General features: G+C 63.9%; 30 protein-coding genes. 27 read left to right on the top strand and 3 right to left on the bottom strand.

What is annotated here, in order from left to right:
* The first annotated feature begins 42 nt into the window (after positions 1 to 42).
* From CH341_RS00290 to CH341_RS00225, 14 genes are all read left to right on the top strand, one after another.
* Positions 43 to 1,128: an AAA family ATPase gene (locus CH341_RS00290; RefSeq protein WP_111417036.1), complete on the top strand. Its 1,086-nt coding sequence runs from the start codon at positions 43 to 45 to the stop codon at positions 1,126 to 1,128.
* Positions 1,034 to 3,481 carry a S8 family peptidase gene (locus CH341_RS00285; protein WP_245430790.1) on the top strand — a complete coding sequence of 816 codons (2,448 nt, stop codon included), beginning with the start codon at positions 1,034 to 1,036 and terminating at the stop codon, positions 3,479 to 3,481. The genes CH341_RS00290 and CH341_RS00285 overlap by 95 nt, the downstream gene beginning before the upstream one ends.
* A gap of 243 nt (positions 3,482 to 3,724) precedes the next feature.
* A complete protein-coding gene (locus CH341_RS00280) occupies positions 3,725 to 3,943 on the top strand; it encodes a helix-turn-helix transcriptional regulator (RefSeq protein ID WP_111417034.1) in 219 nt (72 codons plus the stop codon).
* Positions 3,943 to 4,788: an ATP-binding protein gene (locus tag CH341_RS00275; protein WP_111417033.1), complete on the top strand. Its 846-nt coding sequence runs from the start codon at positions 3,943 to 3,945 to the stop codon at positions 4,786 to 4,788. The genes CH341_RS00280 and CH341_RS00275 overlap by 1 nt, the downstream gene beginning before the upstream one ends.
* Before the next feature lie 37 nt (positions 4,789 to 4,825).
* Positions 4,826 to 5,629 carry a hypothetical protein gene (locus CH341_RS00270; RefSeq protein ID WP_111417032.1) on the top strand — a complete coding sequence of 268 codons (804 nt, stop codon included), beginning with the start codon at positions 4,826 to 4,828 and terminating at the stop codon, positions 5,627 to 5,629.
* A gap of 3 nt (positions 5,630 to 5,632) precedes the next feature.
* Positions 5,633 to 5,884, top strand: a complete 252-nt coding sequence (locus CH341_RS00265) for a hypothetical protein (RefSeq protein ID WP_111417031.1) — start codon at positions 5,633 to 5,635, stop codon at positions 5,882 to 5,884.
* Between the two features lie 140 nt (positions 5,885 to 6,024).
* Positions 6,025 to 6,225, top strand: coding sequence for a DUF6511 domain-containing protein (locus CH341_RS35610; protein WP_245430788.1), 201 nt, complete (start codon positions 6,025 to 6,027; stop codon positions 6,223 to 6,225).
* Between the two features lie 463 nt (positions 6,226 to 6,688).
* Positions 6,689 to 7,465, top strand: coding sequence for a hypothetical protein (locus CH341_RS00255; RefSeq protein WP_111417030.1), 777 nt, complete (start codon positions 6,689 to 6,691; stop codon positions 7,463 to 7,465).
* Positions 7,462 to 8,754 (top strand): ATP-dependent DNA helicase, encoded by a 1,293-nt coding sequence (locus CH341_RS00250; RefSeq protein WP_111417029.1) that lies wholly within the window; start codon positions 7,462 to 7,464, stop codon positions 8,752 to 8,754. The genes CH341_RS00255 and CH341_RS00250 overlap by 4 nt, the downstream gene beginning before the upstream one ends.
* 10 nt (positions 8,755 to 8,764) lie before the next feature.
* Complete coding sequence (locus CH341_RS00245) at positions 8,765 to 11,656, top strand: DUF927 domain-containing protein (protein WP_111417028.1); 2,892 nt, start codon at positions 8,765 to 8,767, stop codon at positions 11,654 to 11,656.
* Between the two features lie 495 nt (positions 11,657 to 12,151).
* Positions 12,152 to 12,661 carry a crossover junction endodeoxyribonuclease RuvC gene (locus tag CH341_RS00240; RefSeq protein WP_111417027.1) on the top strand — a complete coding sequence of 170 codons (510 nt, stop codon included), beginning with the start codon at positions 12,152 to 12,154 and terminating at the stop codon, positions 12,659 to 12,661.
* Positions 12,658 to 12,975, top strand: coding sequence for a TSCPD domain-containing protein (locus CH341_RS00235; RefSeq protein WP_111417026.1), 318 nt, complete (start codon positions 12,658 to 12,660; stop codon positions 12,973 to 12,975). Before CH341_RS00240 ends, CH341_RS00235 begins: the two co-directional genes overlap by 4 nt.
* Positions 12,972 to 13,169: a hypothetical protein gene (locus CH341_RS00230; protein ID WP_111417025.1), complete on the top strand. Its 198-nt coding sequence runs from the start codon at positions 12,972 to 12,974 to the stop codon at positions 13,167 to 13,169. Before CH341_RS00235 ends, CH341_RS00230 begins: the two co-directional genes overlap by 4 nt.
* Positions 13,162 to 13,623, top strand: a complete 462-nt coding sequence (locus CH341_RS00225; protein WP_111417024.1) for a DUF6362 family protein — start codon at positions 13,162 to 13,164, stop codon at positions 13,621 to 13,623. The genes CH341_RS00230 and CH341_RS00225 overlap by 8 nt, the downstream gene beginning before the upstream one ends.
* Before the next feature lie 101 nt (positions 13,624 to 13,724).
* Here CH341_RS00225 and CH341_RS33525 read toward each other — a convergent pair whose 3' ends face one another.
* Together CH341_RS33525 and CH341_RS00220 are read right to left on the bottom strand one after the other, a co-directional pair.
* Positions 13,725 to 14,009: a hypothetical protein gene (locus CH341_RS33525; RefSeq protein WP_146604327.1), complete on the bottom strand. Its 285-nt coding sequence runs from the start codon at positions 14,007 to 14,009 to the stop codon at positions 13,725 to 13,727.
* Between the two features lie 361 nt (positions 14,010 to 14,370).
* A complete protein-coding gene (locus CH341_RS00220) occupies positions 14,371 to 14,550 on the bottom strand; it encodes a DUF3606 domain-containing protein (protein ID WP_111417023.1) in 180 nt (59 codons plus the stop codon).
* A gap of 112 nt (positions 14,551 to 14,662) precedes the next feature.
* On the opposite strand from CH341_RS00220, the gene CH341_RS00215 reads away from it, so the two are divergent.
* A complete protein-coding gene (locus CH341_RS00215; protein ID WP_111417022.1) occupies positions 14,663 to 15,892 on the top strand; it encodes a site-specific DNA-methyltransferase in 1,230 nt (409 codons plus the stop codon).
* Here CH341_RS00215 and CH341_RS00210 read toward each other — a convergent pair.
* Entirely contained in the window at positions 15,889 to 16,161 is a 273-nt protein-coding gene (locus CH341_RS00210; RefSeq protein WP_111417021.1) for a DUF3489 domain-containing protein, read from the bottom strand. The genes CH341_RS00215 and CH341_RS00210 overlap by 4 nt on opposite strands.
* Positions 16,162 to 16,369: 208 nt before the next feature.
* On the opposite strand from CH341_RS00210, the gene CH341_RS00205 reads away from it, so the two are divergent.
* The 12 genes from CH341_RS00205 (at position 16,370) to CH341_RS00150 (ending at position 26,130) form a co-directional block, all read left to right on the top strand.
* On the top strand, positions 16,370 to 16,870 hold the full coding sequence (locus CH341_RS00205) for an elements of external origin (protein ID WP_245430786.1): 501 nt from the start codon (positions 16,370 to 16,372) through the stop codon (positions 16,868 to 16,870).
* Complete coding sequence (locus CH341_RS00200; RefSeq protein WP_111417019.1) at positions 16,818 to 18,833, top strand: phage terminase large subunit family protein; 2,016 nt, start codon at positions 16,818 to 16,820, stop codon at positions 18,831 to 18,833. The genes CH341_RS00205 and CH341_RS00200 overlap by 53 nt, the downstream gene beginning before the upstream one ends.
* A gap of 17 nt (positions 18,834 to 18,850) precedes the next feature.
* Positions 18,851 to 19,048 (top strand): phage head-tail joining protein, encoded by a 198-nt coding sequence (locus tag CH341_RS00195; RefSeq protein WP_245430794.1) that lies wholly within the window; start codon positions 18,851 to 18,853, stop codon positions 19,046 to 19,048.
* A 3-nt stretch (positions 19,049 to 19,051) separates the two neighbouring features.
* Positions 19,052 to 20,539 carry a phage portal protein gene (locus CH341_RS00190; protein WP_111417017.1) on the top strand — a complete coding sequence of 496 codons (1,488 nt, stop codon included), beginning with the start codon at positions 19,052 to 19,054 and terminating at the stop codon, positions 20,537 to 20,539.
* Positions 20,536 to 21,834 (top strand): S49 family peptidase, encoded by a 1,299-nt coding sequence (locus CH341_RS00185; RefSeq protein WP_111417016.1) that lies wholly within the window; start codon positions 20,536 to 20,538, stop codon positions 21,832 to 21,834. The genes CH341_RS00190 and CH341_RS00185 overlap by 4 nt, the downstream gene beginning before the upstream one ends.
* A 15-nt stretch (positions 21,835 to 21,849) precedes the next feature.
* Complete coding sequence (locus CH341_RS00180; RefSeq protein ID WP_111417015.1) at positions 21,850 to 22,239, top strand: head decoration protein; 390 nt, start codon at positions 21,850 to 21,852, stop codon at positions 22,237 to 22,239.
* Between the two features lie 83 nt (positions 22,240 to 22,322).
* Positions 22,323 to 23,345, top strand: coding sequence for a major capsid protein (locus CH341_RS00175; protein ID WP_111417014.1), 1,023 nt, complete (start codon positions 22,323 to 22,325; stop codon positions 23,343 to 23,345).
* Positions 23,346 to 23,354: 9 nt separating this feature from the next.
* The gene (locus CH341_RS00170; protein ID WP_245430784.1) at positions 23,355 to 23,672 is read left to right on the top strand and encodes a head-tail joining protein; all 318 of its coding nucleotides are present in this window, start codon (positions 23,355 to 23,357) and stop codon (positions 23,670 to 23,672) included.
* Between the two features lie 5 nt (positions 23,673 to 23,677).
* Entirely contained in the window at positions 23,678 to 24,334 is a 657-nt protein-coding gene (locus CH341_RS00165; RefSeq protein ID WP_111417056.1) for a DUF6441 family protein, read from the top strand.
* A 31-nt stretch (positions 24,335 to 24,365) separates the two neighbouring features.
* The gene (locus tag CH341_RS00160; protein ID WP_342634982.1) at positions 24,366 to 24,779 is read left to right on the top strand and encodes a hypothetical protein; all 414 of its coding nucleotides are present in this window, start codon (positions 24,366 to 24,368) and stop codon (positions 24,777 to 24,779) included.
* Positions 24,780 to 24,804: 25 nt separating this feature from the next.
* Positions 24,805 to 25,746 carry a phage tail tube protein gene (locus tag CH341_RS00155; protein ID WP_111417011.1) on the top strand — a complete coding sequence of 314 codons (942 nt, stop codon included), beginning with the start codon at positions 24,805 to 24,807 and terminating at the stop codon, positions 25,744 to 25,746.
* Between the two features lie 3 nt (positions 25,747 to 25,749).
* Positions 25,750 to 26,130: a hypothetical protein gene (locus CH341_RS00150; protein ID WP_245430782.1), complete on the top strand. Its 381-nt coding sequence runs from the start codon at positions 25,750 to 25,752 to the stop codon at positions 26,128 to 26,130.
* The last annotated feature ends 99 nt before the right edge of the window (positions 26,131 to 26,229 follow it).

The raw sequence follows: 26,229 nt of genomic DNA, 5'->3' as shown, positions 1-26,229 counted from the left end.
GGATATTCTGGACATCGCGCTTCGGCTCTATGGATACTGATTATGGCGTCGGCACAACAACTTATCGGCCTCGTCAAGAGCCACGCGGAAGGTGATGAGGATCGATTCTTCGACCTCGCCATGCAGCTTGCGGCGGCCGAGGCGCAAAAAGGCCACAAGCGGCTGGCGGAGCAACTTCGGCAATGGGCGGAGGCGAGCCGAAGTCCCTCCGCTGCGCCCAATCGGGCCAAGCCCACCCCTCTCGCCACGCCCCGAGGCGATCTGGCTGGTCTCCTTGGCGCAAGCTATCCAACGGTTCGGCTAGGCGATGTGATCTTGCCACCGCATCTTCAGGATGAGCTCGCCTATGTTGTTGCCGAAGCTCGAATGACCGAACGGCTGGAGGCCAAGGGTCTCCGACCTCGACGAAGGCTTTTGCTCGCAGGGCCGCCGGGTACTGGCAAGACGTTGACCGCTTCGGCTCTCGCGGGAGAGTTGAAATATCCGCTCTTCACGGTCTTACTTCACGGCATCATTACGAAATTCATGGGAGAGACGGCTCAGAAGCTGAGGTTGATATTCGATGCCGTCCGGACCTCGCGCGGCATTTATCTTTTTGATGAAATTGATGCCCTTGCCGCCGCCCGGGGCAGCGAAAACGATGTCGGCGAAGCCCGCCGTATACTCAATTCATTTCTTCAATTCCTGGACGAAGACACCGGACCTTCGATCGTTGTTGCAACGACCAATCTGCCGCGCATCCTCGATCGCGCTATTCTTCGACGGTTCGATCTGGTTCTTTCATATGAAATGCCAGCTGGGCCTGCGATTGAGAAGGCGATGCAACGTCGGCTCATTGGATTCGACACGGGTAAAGTTGATTGGTCGGAAGTGGCAACTCGTGCAGAGGGTCTTTCTACGGCGGATGTCGTTGCGGCGGGGGAGGATGCAGCGCGCAGAGCGGTGATGACGAACTCAAGCCTGATCGAAACATTTGCCGTGATCGCTTCGCTTGAACGTCGCCGCTCGTTGCAAGGGATAGGGACAGGACCGAATGCCGAGGGATCTCCAGCACTTCATTCTAAACGGGTTGGGGCAACCAGACGCGTTCAAAGCAAAGGGCGGCGGGTCAACCAAAAGACCAAATGACGTCCCCGACCGAGCTGGACATGCGCAAGCTCTGTTGCAGGCATTGGACGCGCTACCGAATATTGCGGCTGAGCATCGTCCCGGCCTCTATTTGGAGGTGCAAGGTCGACCCGGCGAGGTAATGATCACTGGCGGCCTCAACGCTAGCGATCTGACACTGCTCCGCGCCGAAGCCGGCTCGGACGATAATGGACTCGCTCACGCAACAGTGTTTGCGACTGCCGAGGGGCTGGACAAACTTCGCACAAAGATCGCCGAGTTCGCGGAAAAGAACCGTACGAAGCGGGATGGCTCCGAAGGGCGTCCATACCACGCGAATCTCATTCAGAGCATCGGTGCGATTGTTGAAGCGGGACTTCGCGCTCTGTGGCGAAGTCCCGATCGTACATTTCCTGAAGGCGACGGTGTATCGCCTTGGGAGGTTTGGCTCGAAAAATCTCAAGCCGCTGCGTTCATTGCCCGGTCAGCCGAATATGGCGTCGTTGTTGGTGCCGATCGGCTGGAGTTTCCTGAAGACATTGTGGTCATTGCAACCGCGACGCGGGATGCTCTTGCATTGGCCGTTCGTCGGCTCGCTGGAGTCAAAGCACTCGCGTCTCCGACAATCACCGCAGACTTTTTTGATGCCATGGAGATTGAGGAGCAGGCCGAATGGCTTAGTGTCCTGCAAGGCGCCGCGACATACGTCGCGAATGATGATCCGAACTACATTACGCTGCTCGATCGGGGCGTTGGTCGCGCTCATCCACTAATTGCTCCGGCCCTGAGCATTAATGATCGCCATGCTGCCGATCCTGCCTGGGGCGTTGAAGATCTTGTCGGCCACGGTACGCAGCTTGCAGGACTTTCACTTTACGGAGACCTGACGGTTGTTCTCCAAAACATGGCACCTATTCAAATCCGGCATCGCCTGGAATCGGCGAAGATCATACCAGACGTCGGGCATAACCCTCATTATCTGCTGGGTGCCATGACTCGCGCTGGTATCAATGCAGTCGAAGTCTCCGCTGATCGGCGACGAACATTTGCGATGGCGAGCACTACCGAGGACGACACACCGCACGATGGTGCCCCGACCTCCTGGTCGAGTGAAGTCGACCAATTGGCGGCCGGCGTCTCGGGTACGAAAAATATCGAGAGACTTATTCTCATCTCAGCAGGAAATACCGATCAGAACCTGTTCGGAAATGACGATTATCTCCAAACGTCGCATTTGCCTGACAATGAAATTGAGTCACCTGCGCATGCCTGGAACGCAGTTTGTATCGGCGCTTATACCGAAAAGAATGTTCTGCCTGCAGGCGAGCCTGGCATTGTGGTTGCCCCGGTCGGTGATCTCTCTCCGTCGTCGCGAACAGCAAGTTGGCTTTCGCATTGGCCGATTAAACCAGATGTGGTTATGGAAGGCGGAAACTGGCTAGCAAACGGCGCGCCACCACCGATGAAGCATTCGGCGCTCTCGCTGCTTACCACGGATCATCAGTTTCCAGTCCGGGCCTTCACGACATGCGGTGAGACAAGTGCCGCTACGGCTTTGGCGGCCCGTGCTATTACAGAGTTGTGGTCTGATTATCCGCAGCTTTGGCCTGAAACCATCCGGGCGCTCTTTGTGTCATCGGCGCGCTGGACGCAGCAGATGCGCAGCCACCTGCCGCCTAACCCCGCAAAGGGTGATTACGGCCGTTTGTTTCAGCGATATGGCTATGGGGTGCCGGATATGGAGCGAGCGCGGAGGAGCGCCTCTAATGCTCTCACACTCGTTGTCCAGGATACGATTATACCTTACCGGAAGAGTGATAACCCGAGTGCCGAGCATGTTCACAATGAGATGAAGCTCTTCGAGCTTCCGTGGCCAGTAGAAGAATTGCGCAAGCTTACCAACACACCAGTCATGTTGAGGGTAGCACTGAGTACTTTCATGCAGCCCAATCCATCAGAGCCAGCGCGCGGATCGAAATTCCGATATGCTTCTCATAACCTGCGCTTTAAGTTGAACCGGCCGAATGAAGGCAAGGCAGAATTTCTGTCGAGGATCAGCAAGATTGCCGAACTGCCCGATGGCCCCGTCGTCGACGAAGATGATGGCTGGATGTTTGGCCGCAATCGCCGGGATGTGGGCTCGATTCAGATTGACGAGCTGACATGTGCGGCTTCCGACCTTGCTCGTCGGAATATTCTCGCCGTACATCCGGTCTCCGGGTGGTGGAAGACCAAGACGGTCGGAGATCCTGAAAATCTTTCGGCGCGCTTTGCACTTGTTGTCGAGATCGACGCTGGAACGGTTGAGGCAGAATTGTATGCCGAAGTGCAAACCGCGATCGAAAATCTGGCCGCGGTTGCCACCACGATCTAGGGAAAGTACCGGCAGAAAGAGAGCGTCCATGAATTGCGTCGCCCTCCAGTTGAGGTTTCTCGCGCTTAGATAAAGGCGGTTATTCGCGTATATGCCATTGCACCCGTCCCACATCCATCCACATGCCGTCCTCCGCTGATCCCACGGCTCGTCCTACTCCGCATCCATCTTCGGCTCCCACGGTCCGCAGCATCGAGAAGTGATTAGTTCCGGCTCGCAGTTTCTCGCGACCCGGAGAAGACAGTGTCGGATCACTTCCTCAATCAGAAGCAGCTTGCCCGCCGCTGGGGCTTGTCGCCGCGCACGCTGGAGCGCTGGCGCTGGCTTCGCCAGGGACCGGTTTATTTCAAGCTCGGCGGCAAGGTTGCCTATCGCGTAACGGACATCGACGAGTTCGAGCGCGCGAACATCCACCTTGCAGCGCCGGGTGGCGCCAGCCCCGTTCAAGCGAGGGCTGCGTGATGGGCCTGCGCATTGTCACCGCCGACGAGCGGCTCGCCGTCGCCAACGCCAAAACCACCGTCGCGATTTTCGGACCCGCTGGCGCAGGTAAGACGTCGCTAGCCCGATCGCTGCCTCCGGCCGAGACAGTGGTCATCGACCTCGAAGCCGGTATGAAATCCCTCCAGGGGTGGAGCGGCGATTCCATTCCGGTGCGCTCGTTCCAAGATGCGGCCGACGTCGCCTGCTTGGTCGGCGGCATTGATCCGGCGGCGGACAGCCAAGGGTTTTTCTCCGCCGCGCACCACCAGCATGTCGTCGCGGAATACCCCGATCTCGCGCGCATGGTCGAGAGCAAGCGCTACGTCTTCGTCGACTCGATCACGGATCTGACGCGGCAGGCAATGGGGTGGGCGAAGACACGGCCCGAGGCATTCTCCGATCGCACCGGCAAGCCCGACACGCGCGGCGCCTATGGCCTTCTAGCCCGCGAAACCATCTCGCTGCTCAAGCACCTGCAGCATGCGCCCGGGCGCACCGTGATCTTCGTCGGCATTCTGGAGCGCGTCGTCGACGAGTTCGGCCGGGAGACGTTCCAGCCACAGATGGAAGGCAGCAAGGTCGCGCGCGAATTGCCCGGCATTGTCGATCAGGTGATGACGCTATCGCTGTTCGATCCCGATGGCGAGACCTGGCGCCATAACGTGACGAGCGGCACGACGCGGCGCCTCGTCTGCCGCTCCGGCAACATCTGGAGCCTGCCGGCGAAGGACCGCTCCGGCCAACTCGATCCGACCGAGCCGCCGGACCTGATGGCGGTGCTCAACAAGGTCAACGGCGCCAGACCGGCCGGTCGCGCAGCCTAGCTTTCAGCTTTTCACATCGCACGCACAAGGACCAACCATGTTCGATCTCAACGACGCCGAGCCGCAACGCTCATCCGATCTCATACCCGACGGCTCCTTTGCCAAGGTCTCGCTGGCGATCCGGCCGGGCGGTGTCGACGGCGCCACACCATTGGATGCGAACCTCCTCAAGGCGTCGATGCAGCCGGGCTCTGACGTGATGATGCTCGACTGCGAGTTCACCGTGGTCGAGGGCCCGCACATCCGCCGCAAATTCTGGCAGGCCCTGACCGTCTCCGGTGGCAAGGTTGACGAGAAGAGCGTCTCGCTCGGCTGGTCGATCACCAAGCGCACCATCCGCGGCATGATCGAAAGCGCGCTCGGACTCGATCCGAAGGACGAGAGCCCGCAGGCGAAGGCGAAGCGCACGCTGCCCGGCCTGAAAGCGCTCGACGGCATCGTGTTCGTCGCGAAGATCAAGGTCGAGCTGGGCCGGGACGGTCATGCCGAGCAGAACCGTCTCGACGTTGCGGTGACGCCCGACATGCCGGAATGGTCGAAGGTCATGAAGGGTGAGGACGTGCCGGCACGCCCGGGCGCGCGCCGTTCGGCGAAGACCGGGGCGACAGCGCCCGACACGGGGCCCGCGTGGCGCAGCCAGGGCGCAGCGGGAGCAACCACTCCCACCAGCGCGGCATCGCCCCGTGCGCCCACGACCGGGCCGACAAACGGCAACACGGGTCTCGGCGCAGCTACGCCGGCCTGGCAGCAGGGCCAGTCAGCGGCGGGCGCCCCCGCTCCGAACGCTGCCGGCCCGGTTACGCCACAGCAGCGGTCCGGCCCCGCCTGGCTCAACGAGTGAGCCATGGCCGCGCGCGACCGTAATCCCGATGACGTCTGGGCCGATCACGTGAGAGCCGAATGCGCAAAGGCCGTTGGCGAATGGCTCGAAGGCTCGGTCCGGCTGGAGCGGCCGGTACGCAGCCTGACCTCATCGGAACTGCAGGGCATCGCGGAAGCGGCGACCAGTCGATGGATCGTGCTGGCTTCGCAACGGATGGCGCAGGCGCCCGACGCATCCGGATCGCCGAGACTCTCGACACTGCTCCTAGGCTGAGAGCGTGCCGAATCTGCGGCCGCGCCTCACGCGGTTTCTTCTTCGCCCATCTGCTGCGGGCGGACCTCTATCCGACCTACGCCTTCTGTTCGCGCCGTTGCCAGGACGCAGGCGCCGCCATTGCGAAGAGACGAAACGGAATGATCGACAAAACCGATACCGAAACCAAAGCCATCAAGGCGGCGCGCCAGTCATTCGCCGAGGTCATCGGCGAGCTCGGGCTGATGCCGGAGTTCGAAGGGCGGAGCGCGGCCGAGATCGACCGCATCATCGAGGCCTGCGTCGATGGCTTTCGCGACGCTATGGGCCGCATCGCTCTCAACGACGACATCCCGTTCTGAGGTCCGCACCCATGATGATCGATCTATCGACCGTGGCGCCAGCACCCGATTTCGCCCGCACCAAGGTATGCGGCGCCTGCAGCCGACGTTTGTGGCTGCTCGCGTTCAATCGGCGCTCGCTCAACAAAACCGACGGTCGTCATGCCGTCTGCAAGGATTGCCACCGCGAATATAGCCGCGCTCATTCCCGAAAGAGCCGCGATGCTGATCGACACGCCGAATCCGCCCGAGAGTGGCGGGTTAGGCACCCAGAGAAGAGCCGCGCTCATGGAGCAGTCCGGCGAGCACTAAAATCCGGACGAATGATCCGGCCAGACGCCTGCGAGCGGTGTGGCGCTCGCAGTTCGCTTGAGGCTCATCACAGCGACTATTCGCGCCCCCTCGACGTCACGTGGGTTTGCGAGACCTGTCACGGCACCCTGCATCGTAACGGCAAACGAGGCCGTAAGCCGAGGGCGGCACAATGATCGACCTCAACAGCGGCTCAGGTTGCGTTTACGGACAGGAAAATCCCGGAGCCGAACTGGCAGCGCGGCTCGACGCTTTCCTGGAAACCGCGCTGACCGCAGAGCGAGATGCCGCCCGGCCGCGTGACTATCTTGGTGCGTCGCGGATCGGCGAGCCGTGCCTGCGCCGCCTCTGTTTCGAATATGGCGGCACACAAGTGGACGCGGACGCCGCGTTCGACGGCCGGATACTGCGCGTGTTCGAAGCGGGCCATCGTTTCGAGGACATGACCATCCGTTGGCTCAGGCTCGCGGGCTTCGACCTGCGGAGCCACAAGCGCGACGGGTCGCAGTTCGGCTTCGTCACCGCCGATGATCGGTTTCGCGGTCACATCGACGGCGTGATTGTCGGTGGTCCTGATCTCGGCGTGCCCTATCCGGTCCTGTTCGAGCACAAGGCGCTCGCGTCGGCATCGTGGCAGGACACCGTCAAACGCGGCGTCAAGGCATCGAAGCCGATCTATTGGGCGCAGGCCCAGGTCTACATGGCCTACCTCGCGATCGAGCACACGCTGTTCGTGGCGCTCAACCGCGACACCATGCGGCTCTATCCGGAGCTGATAGCATTCGACGCGGCCGACGCGCAGGCGCTGTCGGATCGCGCGGTGACGGTTATCCGTTCGGTCGAGTCGCGCGTACTGCTGACGCGCATCTCCGACGATCCCGATCACTACGTCTGCCGGTTCTGCCCGTACCGCCGCTGTTGCCATCGCATCAATGGAGCAGCGGCATGACCATTTCGCTGTCGGATAAGCAGAACGCTGCAATCGCCACCATCAAGGATTGGTATTCGAACCGCAGCAAAGACCAGCAGGTCTGCCGTGTGTTCGGTTATGCCGGCGTGGGCAAGTCCACGATCGTCAAATATGCAATCGACGAATTGGGCTTGTCGACTGAGAAGCCCGGCGAGGTGCTCTACGCCGCCTTCACCGGCAAGGCCGCTCTGGTCATGACGCGCAAGGGCACACCGGCCTCGACAATCCACTCGCTGGTGTATCGTGTCTCGGAACCGACGCCGCAGGAGATCGAGAAGCTCGAGAAGGAAGCCGCCGAGATTCGTGCCGGCCTCCAGGCGCGCGGTGTTGCCGAGCGGCTGTTTGAAGAGGCGCGGCTGCGCTCGCTCGAGCTTCGGCTCAAGGACGCCCACAAGCCGAGATTCGTGCTCAACGCTGAATCCGCGGTGCGAGACTGTAAGCTGCTTGTTCTCGATGAGGTTTCGATGGTCGGCGCCGAGATGGCGCGTGACCTCCTGGCCTTCGGCAAGCCGACGCTGGTGCTCGGCGACCCTGGACAATTGCCGCCGGTGAAGGGCGAAGGCGCATTCGATGCGCCGAACCCCGATGTGATGTTGACCGAGGTGCACCGCCAGGCCGGTGAGAGCGCGGTGCTGCGGCTCGCGACACTCGCGCGCGAAGGCAAGTGGATCCCGCACGGACACCACGACGACTTCGTCTGGAAGATGCGGCGCAACGATGTTGGGCCCGAGCAACTCCTCAAAGCCGACCAGGTGATCTGCGGGCGGAACGCCACGCGGATCCAACTCAACGTCGCCATGAAGCGCGCCGCGGGTTTCGACGCGGTGTTTCCCGGCGGCAACGGCGAGAAGCTGATTTGCCTCAAGAACCGCAATGACGTTGGCCTCGTCAACGGCATGTTCGTCACCCTCGACGACATCAAGGACGATGGTGACGACATCGCGTTCACCGCCTCGATCACGTCCGAGGACGGCAAGAAGATCGGTGGAGGCGCCACCGGAAAGGGTGAGCGCTTTCGGATCTGGCGCGGTCCATTCCTTGATCATGTGATGCCGGATCCGGAGCGCGAGCGGCGCGAGTATCAGAAGAAGCGCACCGCGGTCGAATGCGTCTGGGGCTGGGCCATCACCTGCCACAAGTCGCAAGGCTCGTCCTGGCCCAACATCGTGATCTACGACGACGGGCTCGGTCGCACCGCCGAGGATCGGGCGCGCTGGCTCTACACCGCGATCACGCGCGCCGAGCGCGGCCTCGTGCTGCTCGATTGAGGCCGAGGGAATGCTCGACTTCAACGATGTCGGTCCGCAATTCGTCGAACAGCCGCCGATCGACCTCGACGCGCTGAGCGGCACGCTCCGGCGCACCGTGCACGCCTGGGCGCCACGGCTGTTTCCGAACGGACGCAAGGTCGACGACGTGCTGCGGCTGGCGAATATCCGCGGCGATGCTCCTCGCAAGACCGGCTCTTGCGTCATTCATCTCAAAGGTCCGCACGCCGGCGATTGGTTCGACTTCGACGGCAATGTCGGTGGAGGTCCCCTGTCGACCGTCGCCGAGGCGACCCGGCTCGAAGGTCGTGCGCTGTTGTCATTCGCCGCAGAACTCGCCGGCACCTTGCCGTCGGTCGGCGGCGCGGCGAGCACGTCGACTATTGGCGCGAGGCGCGCACAGCCAGAGGGCGCGACCGAGCGGGAAATCACCTTCATTCTATCTCGTGCGGCGCCGCTGCCGGGTACGCATGCCGAGGCTTATCTGCGGGGACGCGGTCTCGATACGACCAACATTGACGACCTGCTGTTTCATCCCGACCTGGCGCATTTCCAGACACGCGCCGGCTATCCGGCCTTGGTCGCCATCGTGCGGGATCACGCCGGCGATCCCGTCGGACTGCACCGGATCTGGCTCGATCCGGCCGCGCCGGCCAAGGCCGCGCTCGGCAATCCGAAGAAATCACTCGGCTCGATCCGTGGTGGGGCGGTTCGGCTGTTTTCCGCCAGCACCTTCGTCGTCATCACCGAGGGCATCGAGACGGCGCTCGCGGTTCGCACCGCGCGTCCCGACCTGCCGGTCTGGGCGGCGATCGCGGCCGGGCACCTGGCGGAATGTCAGCTGCCGGCTGGGATCATGGAGGTCCTGATCGCGGCCGATCATGATGCGAACGGTGCCGGCTTGAAGGCGGCCGAGAGACTGGCCGAGCGCCTGATTGCTGACGGCCGTCGGGTCTGGATCGCGCTGCCGCCCCAGGCCGATACCGATTTCGTGGACGTGCTGGCGACGGATGGTGCGGCTGCGGTTCGGGCAATCCTGTCCGCGGCCACGGAATTTGTCCCGGCGTCGCCGGTGCTCGGCGCCGCGATCGTCGACGCACCGACATCGTCGGCGCGCCGGACCATCGACGAAACGAAGAAGCTTTATCCGCTGCCGCGCCTCGAAAACCTGATCCTCGACTACCGCGAGGGGAGCGACGGTTCGGTCCGGCTCTATAAACATGCTGGCAAGGACAAGCGCGGGCAGGATCGCTGGGAGGCGGTCGCGAGCCCGTTCGGCTCCGTCGCTCGGCTGCGCTACATGGACCACGACGAAGCCTTTGGTCTTCGCGTCCATGTCGAGGCGATGGACGCCCGCGTGCGTGCCGTCGACTTCGATCGTGCGTCGCTTGCCCGCGTTGGCGCGAGCGAGATCAAAGGCGCGCTGTTCGCCGCCGGTCTGCGAACCGAGAGCGACGGCGATGCGCTGGCGGTTCAGATCCTCAAGGCCGCCGATCCCGTCGACGAGATCGTCGTGGTGTCGCGGCCGGGTTGGCACCGCGTCGAAGGTAAGGATCACCCACTGTTCGTGACGCCCGGCGGCGCCGCGATCAGCGACGACGAAGCGCGGCTCGAGCTCGCGACCGCGGCGCGCTTCGGCACCGTCACCCGTGGCTCGCTCGAGGGCTGGAAGGTGGCGGTGGCCGCCGCCGCCGAGGCCAAGGGTTGTCCGCATTTCCTGCTCGGCGCGCTGTGCGGCTTCGCAGGCGTGGTGCAATCGCTGTCCGGTCTCGACAGCTGCGGCATCAACCTGTCGGGGCTGTCGTCGAGCGGCAAGACCACGGCACAACGGTTGGCGGTCTCCGCCTGGACGTCGCCGTCGATCGGCGCAGGCCTACTGCAATCCATGCGCTCGACCGAGAATGCGGTCGAGGTGTTCGCCCAGGGCGCCTCAGGCACGGTGCTCGCGCTGGACGAACTCGCTCATGCCGACGGCCGCGCCATCGCGCGGCTAATCTATGCGATCGCCGGCGGCCAGGGCAAAGCGCGGCTAACGGCCGGCGCGATCCTCAAACAGCGGTACGCCTGGTCGACATATGCGGTGCTGTCGAGCGAATGCTCGCTCGAGGAGAAAGTCCGCGCTGACGGCGCGTCATGGATCGCCGGCATGGCCGTGCGCATCGTTGACGTCGACGTCACCGACGTGGACCGCAACGTCCGGTCCGAAGTCATGCGCGCCATCGCTGGCGTCGAGAAGAACCATGGCCATGCCGGCCCGGCGTTCGTCACCAAGCTGATCGAAGGCAAGCGCCATCAGGCGCCCGATGTGCTGCGTGAAGAGGTGATGGACGCGGCGCGCAAGATCGCCGGAGAGAAGGCGGACTCGGCGCGGCTGCGGGCCGCCACGTGTTTGGCCTTGCCGCTGGTGGCGGGCCGGCTCGCGCAGGATTTCGATTTGCTGCCATGGTCGCTCGACCTCGAGGGCGTCATCCAATGGTGCTGGGAGCGCTTCACGCGCTCCTCCGATGCGGAGGCGCTGGCGCCCGACGAGCAGGCGATCGCCAACATCCGCGCGTGGATCGCGGAGCGGTGGGACGTCACCATCAAGTCGGTCGACACCGGAGCAGATGGGTTCGACCGCAAGCTCAACAACCGCGAGGCGGTCGCCTGGTACGACCAGACGGCGATCTATCTCCCCGTCCAGCGCATCCGCGAGGCGAGCGGCGAAACCCTCAAAGCCCAGCAGATCGTCAAGGCCCTGACCGATCGTGACTTGCTCGCCAAGCGTCACAACAGCAAACGCGCTTCGGTTCGGCACGTGCCGGAGGTCGGACGCATTGATGCATATGCGCTGAAGCGGCAGGAGTTCGGCCGGCGCTCGACGTGGCTCAGTTCCGAACTGGGCCGGGAGGATGATCGATGAACATCGACATCTTCTTGCACGACCGTTTCCGGGTGGCCCCGGTGGCTCCGGTGGCCCCGACAAGCGTGCGCCAATCGAGGATCGGGGCCACTGGGGCCAGTGCCGAATACGCGGTGGCCCCGCGTAAGTCATTGGCGACCCAGGACAGAAGCCAGCGGAGCCACCGGGGCCACCTCCGGAGCAAGGGTTATGGGAATCCCGTTTCCTCAAATCGAGGAAGGGTCGCGCGTAGTATCTTATGTTTTGAGATAGGTAGGGTGGCCCCGGTGGCTTCTCGCCTAATCTCTCAATGGTTTAGCCGGGGCCACCTCAATTTCGCCGGTGGCCCTGGTGGCCCCAGCGCACGCCGAGCCCGCGCACCTCCCTGACCTGATGACGTGACCGGACCGCGCGCCCGAAAGCGCGCTTCCTTCCCATCACGAATCTCAGGACCTCATCATGATCAGCGTACCAACGCGCGCCACTGGCGCCGCGAACAAACTCTCTTTGCCCGCGATGACAGGCTCTCATCCAGCCGGGTGGCCGCTGGACCGCGCGCGTTCGGCCGTCCTTGCACTCGACCTCGGCACCGCGACTGGCTGGGCGATGCGGCCCGCGGACGGCAGGATCGAAAGCGGCACCGTGTCGTTTCGCCCGAGCCGCTATGATGGCGGTGGCATGCGCTATCTGCGCTTCCGCGGATGGCTCAACGGTATGGCCACCGATGCCGCCGGTCTTGCCGCCATCTACTTCGAGGAAGTTCGCCGTCACGTCGGCACGGATGCCGCGCATCTTTACGGCGGCTTTCTCGCCACCTTGACCTCGTGGTGCGAGCAGCAGGGCATCGCCTACCAGGGCGTTCCGGTCGGGACGATCAAGCGATTCATCGCGGGCAAGGGGAACGCCGACAAAGCGGCCGTCATCACCGCAGTTCGCGCCCGCGGCTTTGCCCCAGCCGACGACAACGAGGCGGACGCGATCGCGATCCTACTGTGGTCGATCGAGACGGACGGGGGCGCGCGATGACGCGAGAGCGGCTTCCCGATCGGCGGCCGGCCGTCACCGTGAAGCTTGTCTTTGACGGCACGTCCTACGCGACCACGCTGGGTATTGATCTGCGCAACATGCGGGTGGCGGAGGTGTTCACGCATGGCGCCAGGATCGGCTCCGGGATGGACCGTATCCTCGATGACGCATGCGTGGCGCTGTCGCTCCTGCTGCAGCATGGGGTCGAACCCACAGCGCTCGCATCAAGCATGGGACGCCTCGGAGACGGCAAGGCGCCCGCATCCATCATTGGTGCACTCGCCGACCTGATTGCGCAGGAGGTCGTGCAATGAGATGGGCACCGCGCGGATGCGGCGGCACGCGTCCATCACCAGAACACGTCAAGCGTAATGGCTGGCACGACCAGAACATCCTGGTGGTGAGCCCGGATGACCAGCGCCTCACCTGGCCCGAACGCGAACTGGTCCGCCAGCTCGGCGAAAAGCTCTACGGCACCCGCAACATCAGTGAGGATCGCAATGGCTGAGACACGTTGGACACCTTCGCTGGTCGAGGAGCGTTTCGTTGAAGCAGCCAGTGTGATGAAGCGACTGCCCGGCGTTCGTGTTCCGGGCTACTTCAATACTTGGCCATCGATGATGCGGGAGTTTGCCGATCTGGTGGGACAAGAGCCGTGCCCCATGCGGCTGCCTCCACCTTCCGCTGGCGCCATCACTCGCATGGAGGAGACGCTGGACTGGCTGCGTTGGCTCGACGCGGACGATGCCAGGATCGTGTGGCTACGAGCAACCGGTGAACGTTGGAAAGCAATCTGCTGGAAGGTCGGTCTTAGCCGAACGGCGGCCAACCAGCGCTGGCTCTACGGGCTTTGCGTCGTTGCCTGGAAGCTCAGCGGGCGCGAGCCGCTGCGCCGACGTTCGCGGCAGCACATCATCGAGCATGTCCGAGCCGAGAAGGCGTTAGTACAGGAGCGAAAATAGTTCGCGAACACTTTTCGCGCGGACAAAAGCAGGCGAAATAGCTACGGTGATTGGCATGATCGCAAGAGTCGCGTGCGGCTTCCTTTATCGGCGATAAGTTATCACCCGTTCCTAGCTGAGTATCGTTCGCTGCCTGTAGCGCGTTCTTGAGCCAGATGAACCACAGCGGCATCGGAGAGGCGACGCTGATCGCGCTCGCCCTGCTTGGCCATTTCAATAATCTGTTTCGCTAGCGTATCTCGCGCTCTTTCCTCATCCCCATCGCCTGCGAAAGCTCCGCTGATTTGAACGGTTTTCCAGGCATCGTCGAGCGCTGCGCTTAGGATGCTGATGACATCTTGGTCGAAGGTACTACCCGCGTCGTGTTTGCCGAGCAGCTTGAGCATGGCATTCCCCTCGTTCACAGGCGGGAGCGCACGCATCTCTCAGCCGCCGAGCCCTGTTCTCGAAATGCCTGGCGATTGGTCGATCATGCGCCGCATTGGGCACCTTGGCCAGCCCCACGGGTCCTCCCTGGCGCTTGGTGGTATGCGGGGGGCATCGGCGCGGGACTTCGCTACCGACAGCCGCGAAATCTGAGTTACCAGTTACCGGTCGGCCTTTGAGCCGACGATCCGGAAAAGCCCCGTGTAAACGGCATGTATTGACCGTCTGACCGGCGGGCCAACGTGGTACCTCCCGAGTGGTAACCGGCCTCTCCAGTTACCAAATGGTCCAGTCGGCAATGCACGGCAGCTGGTCGACGAGCTACTTGTCTTTCAGATAGGCCTCGACCTTTTTGGCGCTTTTGCCCACCGCGCGCACAGCGCCAGCCAGCGCTTGCCCGGAGACTTTGAACTTCTTCTTCCAGTAATCCTTCTCGTAATCTTCGTTGAGATTGATGGTGCTGCGATCTGGCTCGCCGCGCTTCTTTCGATCGTCCGCCATTGGTGCTCCTCCACATCTCGAAACGTCGACCATAGCCAGTTCACCGACTTTGTCACAGGCCTGACGCGGCCACAGAACCGAGCCTAACCGCACATCAATCATGACGCCTCAAATGCCCAACACGGTCGAACATTGGACGCTCGACCGGCTGATCCCGCATGCCCGCAACGCCCGAACCCATTCTGAAGATCAGGTGGCGCAGATCGCGGGGTCGATCGCAGAGTTCGGCTTCGTCAATCCGGTGCTGGTCGGTGACGACGGCGTGATCGTGGCGGGACATGGCCGCGTCCTCGCCGCCCGCAAGCTCGGCCTCTCGGACGCGCCGGTGATCGTCCTCGCCCATCTCACGCCGACGCAGCGCCGGGCATTGATGATCGCGGACAACCGCATCGCTGAAAACGCCGGTTGGGACGACACGATGCTCGCCGCCGAGCTGACGGCGCTCAAGGACGAGGATGTCGACCTCGCGCTGCTCGGCTTCGACGATGCTGACCTCGACCGGCTGCTGGCGGAGACTGGCGATGAGGGCGAGGACCTGGATCAAGCGCCCGAGCTGCCGACGGAGCCGATCAGCCGGCTAGGCGATCTGTGGATTTGCGGCCAGCATCGGGTGCTGTGCGGAGATGCCACCGTGCTGTCCGATGTCGAGAAGCTGCTGGACGGCGAGCTCGCCGACATGGCCTTCACCGATCCGCCCTACAACGTGAACTACGCCAACTCCGAAAAGGACAAGCGCAAGGGCAAAAACCGCCCGATCCTCAATGACGCACTCGGCGAGGACTTTGGCGCGCTGCTCTACGATGCTTGCGTCAATATGCTCACGCTCACGAAGGGCGCCGTCTATATCTGCATGTCGTCCTCGGAACTGGACCGACTGCAGAAGGCTTTCCGCGACGCCGGCGGCAAATGGTCGACCTTCGTTATCTGGGCGAAGAACACCTTCACGCTCGGTCGATCGGATTATCAGCGCCAGTACGAGCCAATCTTGTACGGCTGGAAAGACGGCGCCGATCATTATTGGTGCGGCGCGCGCGACCAGGGCGATGTCTGGTTCGTCGACAAGCCTGTGAAGAATGATTTGCATCCGACGATGAAGCCGGTCGAACTGGTCGAGCGCGCCATCCGCAATTCGTCGAAAAGCCGCGACATCATTCTCGACCCGTTCGGTGGGTCAGGCACGACGATGATCGCCGCTGAGCGCGCGGGTCGCCGAGCGCGGCTTGTCGAACTCGATCCCAAATATGTCGATGTCATCGTCGAGCGTTGGCAAAGCTTGAGCGGTGGCAGCGCGACGCATGCTGTCACCGGCCAAAAGTTTATCGGGTCGGACCCGGAAGCTTAGGCGGGGATCCGATATACGCGACCGCGGCCTTCGATCTTCTCTGACTCCACCTTCAACTTGAGCCGCTTCTTGAGCGCGCCCGCGATGGCGCCGCGCACGGTGTGCGACTGCCACTCAAGCTTCTTGACGATTTCGTCAATGGTCGCGCCGTCAGGGCGTTCAAGCATCTTGATCAGTTGTGCCTGCTTGCTGTCCGCGCGGCTGGTAGGTGCTTTGGATTTCGACACCCGCTTCTTCGCAACCGGTTTGCGGGTCTTCGCCTTGGCCATGTCTGGGCTCCTTGGTGGTGAGCCGCGATCATCGCGGCTCTTCTACTGACCGGAGCCCCGAGTGGGGGGTGAGGGGCATACATGCTCTGATCGGCCCGCAAGCCAAGCAAAATCGCCGATCATTTGATTGCTATCGTGGGCCGCCGAACGCATGGGAGTATCCATTCGCGCTTACGCGCGGCACCGCGGGGTCAGCCACGTCGCGGTGATGCGGGCGATCAAGGCCGGCCGCGTACCCGCCGAGCCCGACGGTACCATCGACCAGGCCAAGGCGGACGCCGCATGGGAACGGTCGACCGATCCCGGCCGCTCCAAAGCCAGGCCTAAGGCACCGTCTGAAAAGCTTCGCCCCATCGCGGAAGCGGCGGTCGGCTCGGTTCGCGAGACGCTGAAGGAACAAGGTCTCCCGGCGGGCGGCAGCGTCACCTTCGTCCAGGCGCGCACCGCACACGAAATCGCCAAGGCGCATCTCGCTCGGCTGCGGTTGCAGCGCATGAAGGGCGAGTTGATCGACCGCGCCCGCACCACCGCGATGGTGTTCCGCCTCGCGCGCGAGGAACGCGACACCTGGATCAACTGGCCGGCGCGCGTGGCCGCGCTAATGGCGTCCGAACTCGGCGTGGAGGCGCACGCGATGCAGAAAGCCTTGGAGACGCATGTCCGCGCTCACCTCGCCGAACTCACCGAGGTCAAACCAGAATTCCGATGAACTGATCGACTTCGATGGCGGCGAGGATCTATGGCGCTCCTGGTGCGACGGGCTCACGCCCGATCCGCTGCTCACGATCTCGCAATGGGCGGACACGCACCGCTTTCTAAGCCCGCGCGCCTCCGCGGAGCCGGGGCGCTATCGCACCGATCGCACGCCCTACATGCGCGCGATCATGGACGCGCTGTCGCCGTCTCATCCGGCGCGCCGTGTCGTGTTCATGAAGGCGGCGCAGGTTGGCGCAACTGAAGCCGGCAATAATTGGATCGGTTACATCATCCATCATGCGCCAGGCCCGATGCTGGCGGTGCAGCCGACCGTCGAACTGGCCAAACGCTTCTCGCGGCAACGCATCGAGCCGCTGATCGCCGAGAGCCCAGCGTTGCGAGAGCGCGTCAGGCCGTCCCGCGCACGGGACGCCGGCAATACCGTGCTGTCGAAGGAGTTTCCGGCTGGATTGCTCGTTATCACCGGCGCCAACAGCGCAGTGGGGCTGCGCTCGATGCCGGCCCGCTATCTGTTTCTCGACGAGGTCGACGCGTATCCCCCCTCCGCCGACGAGGAAGGCGATCCAGTCGCGCTTGCGGAGGCCCGCACCCGAACGTTTTCGTGGAGGAGCAAGGCGTTCCTTGCATCGACGCCGACGATCCAGGGCATCTCCCGCATCGAGCGGGAATATGAGGCCTCCGATCAGCGGCGCTATGTCGTGCCGTGCCCACACTGCCAGCACGCGCAGTGGCTCATCTTCGAGCGACTTCGCTGGGAGAAGGGCCGGCCTGAGACCACTCATTATATATGTGAAGCCTGCGACGGCCGGATCGAGGAACACCATAAGACCGCGATGCTGCAAGCTGGCGCGTGGCGCGCCACAGCGCAAAGCGCCGACCCTGCCAGCATCGGTTTCCACATCTCGGCGCTCTACTCGCCGGTCGGCTGGCTGTCTTGGGCGGACATCGCCCGGATGTCGGAAGCCGCACACGCGACGGACGAGGCCAAGCGCAGCTTCAAGAACGGCGTGCTCGGTCTGACCTGGGTCGAGACCGGCGAGGCGCCGGACTGGCAGCGGCTCTATGAGCGGCGCGAGAACTGGCCGTTCGGCACGATCCCGTCGGGTGGACTGTTCCTGACGGCCGGCGCGGACGTGCAGAAGGACCGCATCGAGGTCGATGTCTGGGCTTGGGGGCGTGGCCTGGAAAGCTGGCTCGTCGACCACATCGTGATCGACGGCGGTCCCGAGCGAGGTCAGACTTGGGATGACCTCGACCGGTTGCTAACCCGGACCTGGCCGCACGCGCACGGCACGCAGCTTGGCCTTGCCAAGCTCGCGATCGACACGGGCTATGAATCGCCAGCAGTCTATTCCTGGGCGCGCCGCGCGGGTCACGCGCAGGTGGCGCCAATCAAGGGCGTCGAAGGCTTTAACCGGTCGGCACCCGTCGCGGGTCCGACCCATGTCGACGTGACCGAAGGCGGAAAGAAGCTCCGTCGCGGCGCGCGGCTCTGGACGATCGCGGTCTCGACCTTCAAGAGCGAGACCTATCGCTTCTTGCGTCTGACGAAGCCGACGGACGGGGAGAAAGCAGCCGGCGCCAAGATTCCGGCGGGCTACGTGCATTTGCCGCACGGCACGGATGTCGAGTGGATCAAGCAGCTCGTGGCCGAGCAGCTGATCACGGTGAAAACCAAACGTGGCTTCCAGCGACTCGAATGGCAGAAGGTGCGCGAGCGCAACGAAGCGCTGGACTGTCGGGTCTACGCCCGGGCCGCGGCGTGGATCGCCGGCGCCGACCGATGGACCGAAGCGATGTGGCGCGACCTCGAACAACAAGTCGGGCGTCCGCCTGAAATCGAGGAAGAGCAGCCTGTCGACATGGAAGCGCCGGCGGACAGCATCGCCGGCTTGGTTCGGCGTTCGCCGAAACGTCGCGACCGGCGTGTGTTCCGTTCAAGTTATCTGGGCTGACCATGACTCTTGAGGAGATGACGGTGCAGCGCGACGCGCTGCTCGCCGCGCGATATCGCGGCGTCCGCACCGTCGAGACCGATGGCCGACGAGTCACCTACGCAACCGACGCAGAGATGGTCGCTGCGCTGACAGATCTCGAACGGCGGATCGCTGCCGCCAATGAAGGGGGCCGACGGCGTCGCATCCTTACGTCAGCCTCCAAAGGACTTTAATCGGTGTTCGCTGCGCTGAATGACGTGCGACGCCGCGTCGGCGCGTTCATCGGCGGCTTCGAGGCGGGACTGTCGAGCCGCAGGCTGAAGGGCTTCCAGCCAAGCCGGGCGCATCTCAACACGCTGATCGCGGCTGCCGGGCCGGATATCACGGCGCGGGCTCGTTGGCTCGTCCGCAATAACGGCTATGCGGCGAACGCCATCGAAAGCTGGGCCGGCAATGTGGTGGGCGCCGGCATCAAGCCGTCCTCATTGATCAAGGAGTCCGAGACAAAGACGACGATCCAGAAACTCTGGGTCGATTGGACCGACGAGGCCGACGCCGAGGGCTTCACGGATTTTTACGGGCTGCAGCGGCGCGCCGCGCGCGAGGTGTTCATCGCCGGCGAGGTGTTCTTTCGCTTCCGTCCGCGCCGGCCCCAGGACGGGCTCACGGTGCCGCTGCAGCTGCAGATGCTGCCGTCCGAAATGCTGCCGCTCAATCGAAACGAGAGCGTGCCGGGCGGCAACGTCATCCGCCAGGGCATCGAGTTCGATGCGATCGGACGGCGTGTTGCCTACCACTTTCTGCGACGCCACCCAGGCGACATGACCGATTTCGGCATGGCCGGCGAGATGGTGCGTATTCCGGCGAGCGAGATCGTGCACGTCATCGATCCGGTCGACGCCGGACAGTTGCGCGGCGTCTCCCGCTTCGCGGCCGGCATCGTCAAGTTGTTCCTGCTTGATCAGTACGACGACGCTGAGCTCGACCGGAAGAAGGTCGCGGCGATGCACGCGCTCTTCATCACAACGCCGGCGCCGGCCGAACCACTTGATGCCGTGGAGGGCCGCGACGAGAACGACGAGCGCACCATCGATCTTCAGCCCGGCCAGATCACGATGCTGGAGCCTGGCGAGGAGGTGCAGACCTCGGCGCCGGCCGACGTCGGCCAGACCTATGAACCGTTCCAGTACCGCACGCTCCTGCAGGTCTCGGCCGCGCTCGGGGTGCCCTACGCGTATCTTTCGAACGACATGCTCAAGGCGAACTACTCGAACTCGCGCCTCGCCTTGCTGGAATTCCGGCGGCGGATTGAAGCCTACCAGCACGCGGTAATCGTTTGGCAGCTCTGCCGGCAGGTCTGGGCGCGCTGGATGGACACCGCGGCGATCGCGGGCGCCCTCGAGCTCCCAGAGTACGACCGTCGCCGGCGCGAATATCTGGCATGCGGGTGGCTGCCGCCGAAGTGGGATTGGGTCGATCCGCTTAAGGACGCCCGTGCCGAGATTGAGCAGATCGACGCCGGTCTGAAGAGCCGGACCCAGGCCTTGGCCGAGCGGGGCTATGACGCCGAGCAGGTCGACACCGAGATCGCGGCCGACAAGGCCCGCGAGAAATCGCTCGGCCTGACGTTCGGAGCGACGCCGCCAGCGCCGGAGGCGCAGCGGCCCGGCGATAGCGAAGCGGCAACGGATGCGGCCGCAACTGACACTGGACAACCAGCATGATCGATCTGCCGTTCGTGGCGTCCCGCGTGTTTGGGACTCCGCTGCTGATCGCGCGCGGCAAGCTCGAGGTGATCCTCGCGGTGCTGGCGCCACGGTTCGCAGGCACTCCGCTGGCTCCAGCCGATGGGACGCCCGATGCTGGACCCGAGACATCGATCACTGAGCAGAATATCGCGGTGATTTCCGTGACCGGCACGTTGGTGAGCCGGTCGGGCTATCTCGATGCTGCCAGCGGGCTGCTGTCATATGCGGACGTAGGCGACGCGATCGTGTCCGCTCTGGCCGATCCTTCCGTCCAGGGTGTGATCCTCGACATCGATTCACCCGGCGGCGAAGTCGGAGGTCTCTTTGACTTGGTCGAGATCATCCGGGCAGCCAAAACCAACGCCAAAAAGCCGCTTTGGGCGGTGGCGAACGAATGCGCGCTGTCGGCCGCCTATGCGATCGCCAGTAGCGCCGACCGGCTCTACGTGACGCGGACCGGTGAGGTGGGATCCATCGGTGTGGTGGCGGTCCACGTCGACGAGAGCGCGGCCGATACGAAGGCGGGGCTGACCTGGACTTACGTCTTCGCCGGCGAAACCAAGATTGACGGCAATTCCCATCAGCCACTGTCGGATCGGGCGCGCGCCACCATCCAGGCGGACGTCGATCAGCTCTACACGCAACTGTGCGGCATCGTTGCCTCGAACCGCAGGGTGACGAGCGAGGCGGTGCGCGCGACGGATGCCGCGATCTATCGCGGTGAGGCGGCGATTCGAGCCGGGCTCGCCGACCGCATCGGCACGCTCGACCTGGCGATCGCCGAGATGGCCGCTGCGGTCGCTCCACTCGATCCGCCCGCGCGACTCACGACCAACCTTAAAACGAAAAGGAGCACGTCCATGGCGACCAACGAGACCGAAGGCGATCGGCCAAATGCGAACGAGCCGCACTCACCGGGTACGCCCGCGCCCGTTGCGCAACCGCTGATCGCTGAACCGGCTCCTTCACCAATTCCACCGCCGGCAACCGCTCCGGCCGCGGCATCGGCCCAGGCGGATGCCCTGCGTGCCGAGTATGCCGACCTCGCGGCGCTTGCCGCGCAGGCGGCCAGGCTCGGCGTTGCGGTCGATGCGGCCGACGCCATGCGTAAGGGCATCTCGGCGGATGATCTGCGCCGCAGCGTACTCGATGCTCTCGCGGCGCGCTCGGAGGCCGCGACCATCATCGCCGCGGCGCCGTCCACACCGGTCGCCGGCGACAGTCCGATCGTGCGCCGCGCGAAGCAGCGCGCCGCAGCGGCAAATGTCTGATCACAAGGAGCAACCATGACCACCCTGACGATGTCGCCGACACTCGGCGACCTGCTCAAGTTCGAGCTCAATGGAAGCTATTCGCGCGAAACCGTGACGCTCAAATCGGGCACGAGCTATGCGCTTGGCTCGGTGCTCGGCAAGATCACTACCTCGGGCAAATATCGCCTCTCGCCCGTGGCCGAGGTCACCGGTGACGAGGGCGCGGAGACCGCGGTTGCCGTCCTGATCGGAGCTGTGGATGCGACCGGTGGCGACAAAACAGGTCTGGTGGTGGCGCGCGGTCCCGTCATCGTCTCGAAGGCGGCGCTCGTCTTCGACGGATCAGTCGATCTGACCGCGGAGAAGACCACGAAGCACGCGCAGCTTTCGGCAGTCGGCATCGTTCCTCGCGACGCCGCCTGACCGGCGCTCACCCGTTTCCACTTTCGTCCTCTTTCGGGCCTGGACGATCCTCGTCGGGGCCCACTTCATTTGAAGGAACCTCCATGGCACCCATAATCAATCCGTTCGACGCCGGCGGCTACACGCTCGCGGAGATGACCTCGGCCATCAACATCCTGCCAAATATCTACACGCGGCTCGGCACGATGGGCTTGTTCCGCTTCGAAGGCATCACGCAGCGCAGCGTCATCATTGAGCAAGCGGAGGGTGTGCTCAACCTGCTGCCGACCGTTCCGCTCGGCGGGCCGGCCACGGTCGCCAATCGCGACAACCGCTCGACTCGTTCCTTCACGGTGCCGTGGATCCCGCACGACGACGTCATCACGCCGCAGGATATCCAGGGCGTGCGCGGCTTCGGCGTCGCCGACGCAGCCGATCCGCTTGCCACCGTCATGGAGCGCAAGATCACGCGTATGCGGGCCAAGCACGCGCAAACCCGGGAATACATGGAAATCAATGCGCTGCGCGGCGTGGTGAAGGACGGCGCCGGTACCGAGATCTACGACTATTTCGACGAGTTCGGCCTCGCCCAGCAATCGGTCGACTTCGTGCTCGGCACCGCCGGCACCAACATCCAGGGCAAATGCCGCGAAGTGCTGCGCGACATCGAGACTGAGCTCAAGGGCGAGACGATGAACGGTGTGCTCGCGCTGGTGAGCCCGGGCTTTTTCGACAAGCTGATCAGCCACGCCAAGGTCGAGGAGGCCTACAAGTACTTCTCATCGACCGGTGCGCAGCCGCTGCGCGAGGACACCCGACGGCGCTTCCCGTTCGCCGGCATCGTGTTCGAGGAATACAACGCCACTGTCACGCTTTCGACCGGCACGACGGAAACTCTGGTGCCGGCGAACGAAGGCATCGCGTTCCCGCTCGGCACCATGGACACGTTCGTCACCTACGGCGCGCCCGCGAACCTGATCGAGACCGTCAACACCATGGGCTTGCCGATCTATGCGCGCCAGATCGCACGGCAGGACGGCAGCACCATCGACGTAAAGACCGAAGCCTCTCCGCTGCCGGTCAACAAGCGCCCGCGGCTGGCGGTGAAGATCCTGACGAGCAACTGAGCCGCCTTGATGGATGCATTCACGGCGGCGATCGACGCGCTGTTCGTCGATCCCAACATCGCGCGCGACGCTCTCTGGCGCCCTGGTGGAATCGGCGCCGGCACCGTCGTGCGCGTCGTCAGCAAAAGACCGGACCATGCCGCCAATTTCGGCGACGGCCGCGTCATGTTGCCGACGATGCTGATCGACGTTCGCCGATCACAGATTGCGGCGCCGGCCTCTGGCGATACCGTCGAGATTGACTCTGAGACGTTCGAGATCATCGCCACACCGGTGATCGATAGCTTGCGGCTCGTGTGGACATGCGAGGCGGCGCCGCCGGTCTGATCCCGATGCGCTTCACCTTTAAGACCGATGATCTCACCGCGCGTCTCGGTGAGGTCGAAACAGAGGCGGCGCGTTCTGTGACCGCGGCTATGCGGGAAGCGACGGATGGCCTCAAGGGCGACCTGCGCGCGGACGTCGCGGATGCCGGGCTCGGACAGCGGCTGGCGAACACCTGGCGCGGGAAGACCTATCCAGACGCCGCGATCAGCCTCGAGGCCGCATCCTTCGTGTGGTCGAGAGCGCCCAATATCGTCGATGCGTTCGACCGCGGCGTTACGATCAAATCGAGCCGCGGCTTCTGGCTCGCAATCCCGACGGCGGCCGCCGGCGTGAAGGGCATTAACCCCACAGGCGCCATGAAGCGGATCACGCCGGGTGGCTGGGAGCGGAGGACCGGGATGCGGCTGCGTTTCGTGTATCGGCGTGGGCGGCCGTCGTTGCTCGTCGCCGACAACGCGCGGCTGAGCAAGAAGGGCCTCGCACGCCCGAATCTGGGACGTACGCGCGGCGGCGCCTCCTTCACGCGCATCGGGGGTCGCTCAACGGTCGTGGTGTTCATCCTGGTGCCGCAGGTCTCACTGCGGAAGCGCCTGGATGTTGCAAGCGTTGCTCAGCAATGGGCGTCCCGCGTGCCAGACCTTCTCGCGACCCACTGGAAGTGACCACGACGCCATGACGAGCCGTCGAGAACAGGTGCTCGGTGCCATCCACGCGCTGATCGCCTCAGCGCTCCCCAGCGCCGAGGTGAAACGCAACTTGGCGAAGCCAGAGCGTGTCCCGCCAGGCGGCCTCGTCATCGTGCGCGATGGCGATCCCGGCGAACCCGAGGTGACGCTATCGCCGCTCACTTACATCTATGCCCACCGCATTCCGATCGAGATCGCAGCCTACGAAACTTCAAGCGAAACCCGCGAGCGCGTGCTCGACGACATGCTGGCCGCGATCGGCGCTGCCGTCGCATCCAACCGCACCCTTGGCGGCCTCTGCGATTTCGTCGAAGCCGAAGCACCTGCGACCGAAGACATCGAGACTGCAGGTGCCCGCGCGGTCCGATGGGCCGACGCCGTCATCGTCGCGGTCTACGGCACGACCGATCCGCTGAACTGAATTCCTTCAAGCTCGGGAGAACCTCATGGCACGCGCGCGCGGCGCCAATGCCGTCATGGCAGCGGCGTTCGAGACCACTTACGGCACCGCACCGGTCGCGGGTTACAAAAAGCTGCCTTTCGTGTCCTGCGCGCTTGGCGACGAGCAGAACCTGATCGCCAGCGATCTTCTAGGTTACGGCCGCGAGCCGTTGCCGCCGAGCCGCGACGTCGTCAACAACGAGGGCGACGCGGTCGTGCCGGTCGATCTTCGCAATTTCGGCTACTGGCTGAAGCTGCTGATGGGAGCGCCTACCTCGGTCGACAATAGTGGGGTCATCACCCACACCTTCGTCTCCGGCGCGCTCACGCTGCCCTCGATGGCGATCGAACTCGGCATGCCGGAGGTGCCGAGTTTCGGCATGAATGTCGGCGTGCGCGCCAACTCCATGAAGATCCAGCTGCAACGCTCGGATCTCCTCAACGCCACCATGAGCTTGATCGCCCAGGGCGAAACCAAAAACACCACAACGGGCGCAGGCTCGCCGACGACCGCGGTAATCGAGCGGTTCTCGCAGTTCATGGGCGACATCAAGCGCGACGACGTCGCGCTCGGTCACATCGTCTCGGCCGAACTCATGTACTCGAACAATCTCGACAAGGTCGAGGTGATCCGGCCTGACGGCCGCATCGAGGATGCCGATCCGGCGATGGTCGCGGTGTCCGGCAACATCAATGTGCGTTTCGCCGACACGGTGCTGCTCGATCAGGCCACATCGGGCGACCCTTGTGAGCTCTCCTTCGGCTGGCAAATCGACGCCGACAACGCACTCCTCTTCACCGTGCACAGCGTATTCCTGCCGAAGGCCAAGACGCCGATCCAGGGGCCAGGCGGCATCCAGGCAGGGTTCGCCTGGCAGGCCGCCAAGGACCCGACCGTCGGCAAGACATGCACGGCCGAACTCATCAATGACGTGACGGGGTATTGATCCATGACCGACCAGACCGCGGCTGCAACGCTGCTCAAACTTGGTGTCGGGCGCGAGCCGTTCTGGCTCGACGTCGCGCGCGGCGTCCGGCTCCAGTTTCGCCCGATCAGCGTGGCGGCGATCCTTCTTGCCCGCAGTGTGGCGGCCGATGTGCTGCAAGCGGGCGGTGATGATGCGTCGATCAAGGCCGGCGTCGCCTTCACGCGATCGCTCTCGCACACCGGGATAGCGGCGTGGGAGGGCATCGGTGATGCCGACGGCAATGTCGTCGAGCCGTCGCCGGACAATATCGACGCACTGCTCGAGCACTGGCCCGTCTTCGACGCCATTGACCGGCTCTATGTCGGCCCAGCCCTCATTCGGGACACGGAAAAAAACGTCTGATCGCCCTTGCCGAATGGCACTTCGGCGGGGGCGAGGGTTATTGCGCGGCGTGTTCCGACACGTGCGCGACCTGCCCCTATCGGGAGCAGGCGCCGCAAA

It is taken from the genome of Rhodoplanes roseus, from assembly GCF_003258865.1.
Taxonomy (GTDB): Bacteria; Pseudomonadota; Alphaproteobacteria; order Rhizobiales; family Xanthobacteraceae; genus Rhodoplanes; species Rhodoplanes roseus.
The sequence above is the reverse complement of the archived record's forward strand: the minus strand, read 5'-3'. Positions and strand labels throughout refer to the sequence as shown.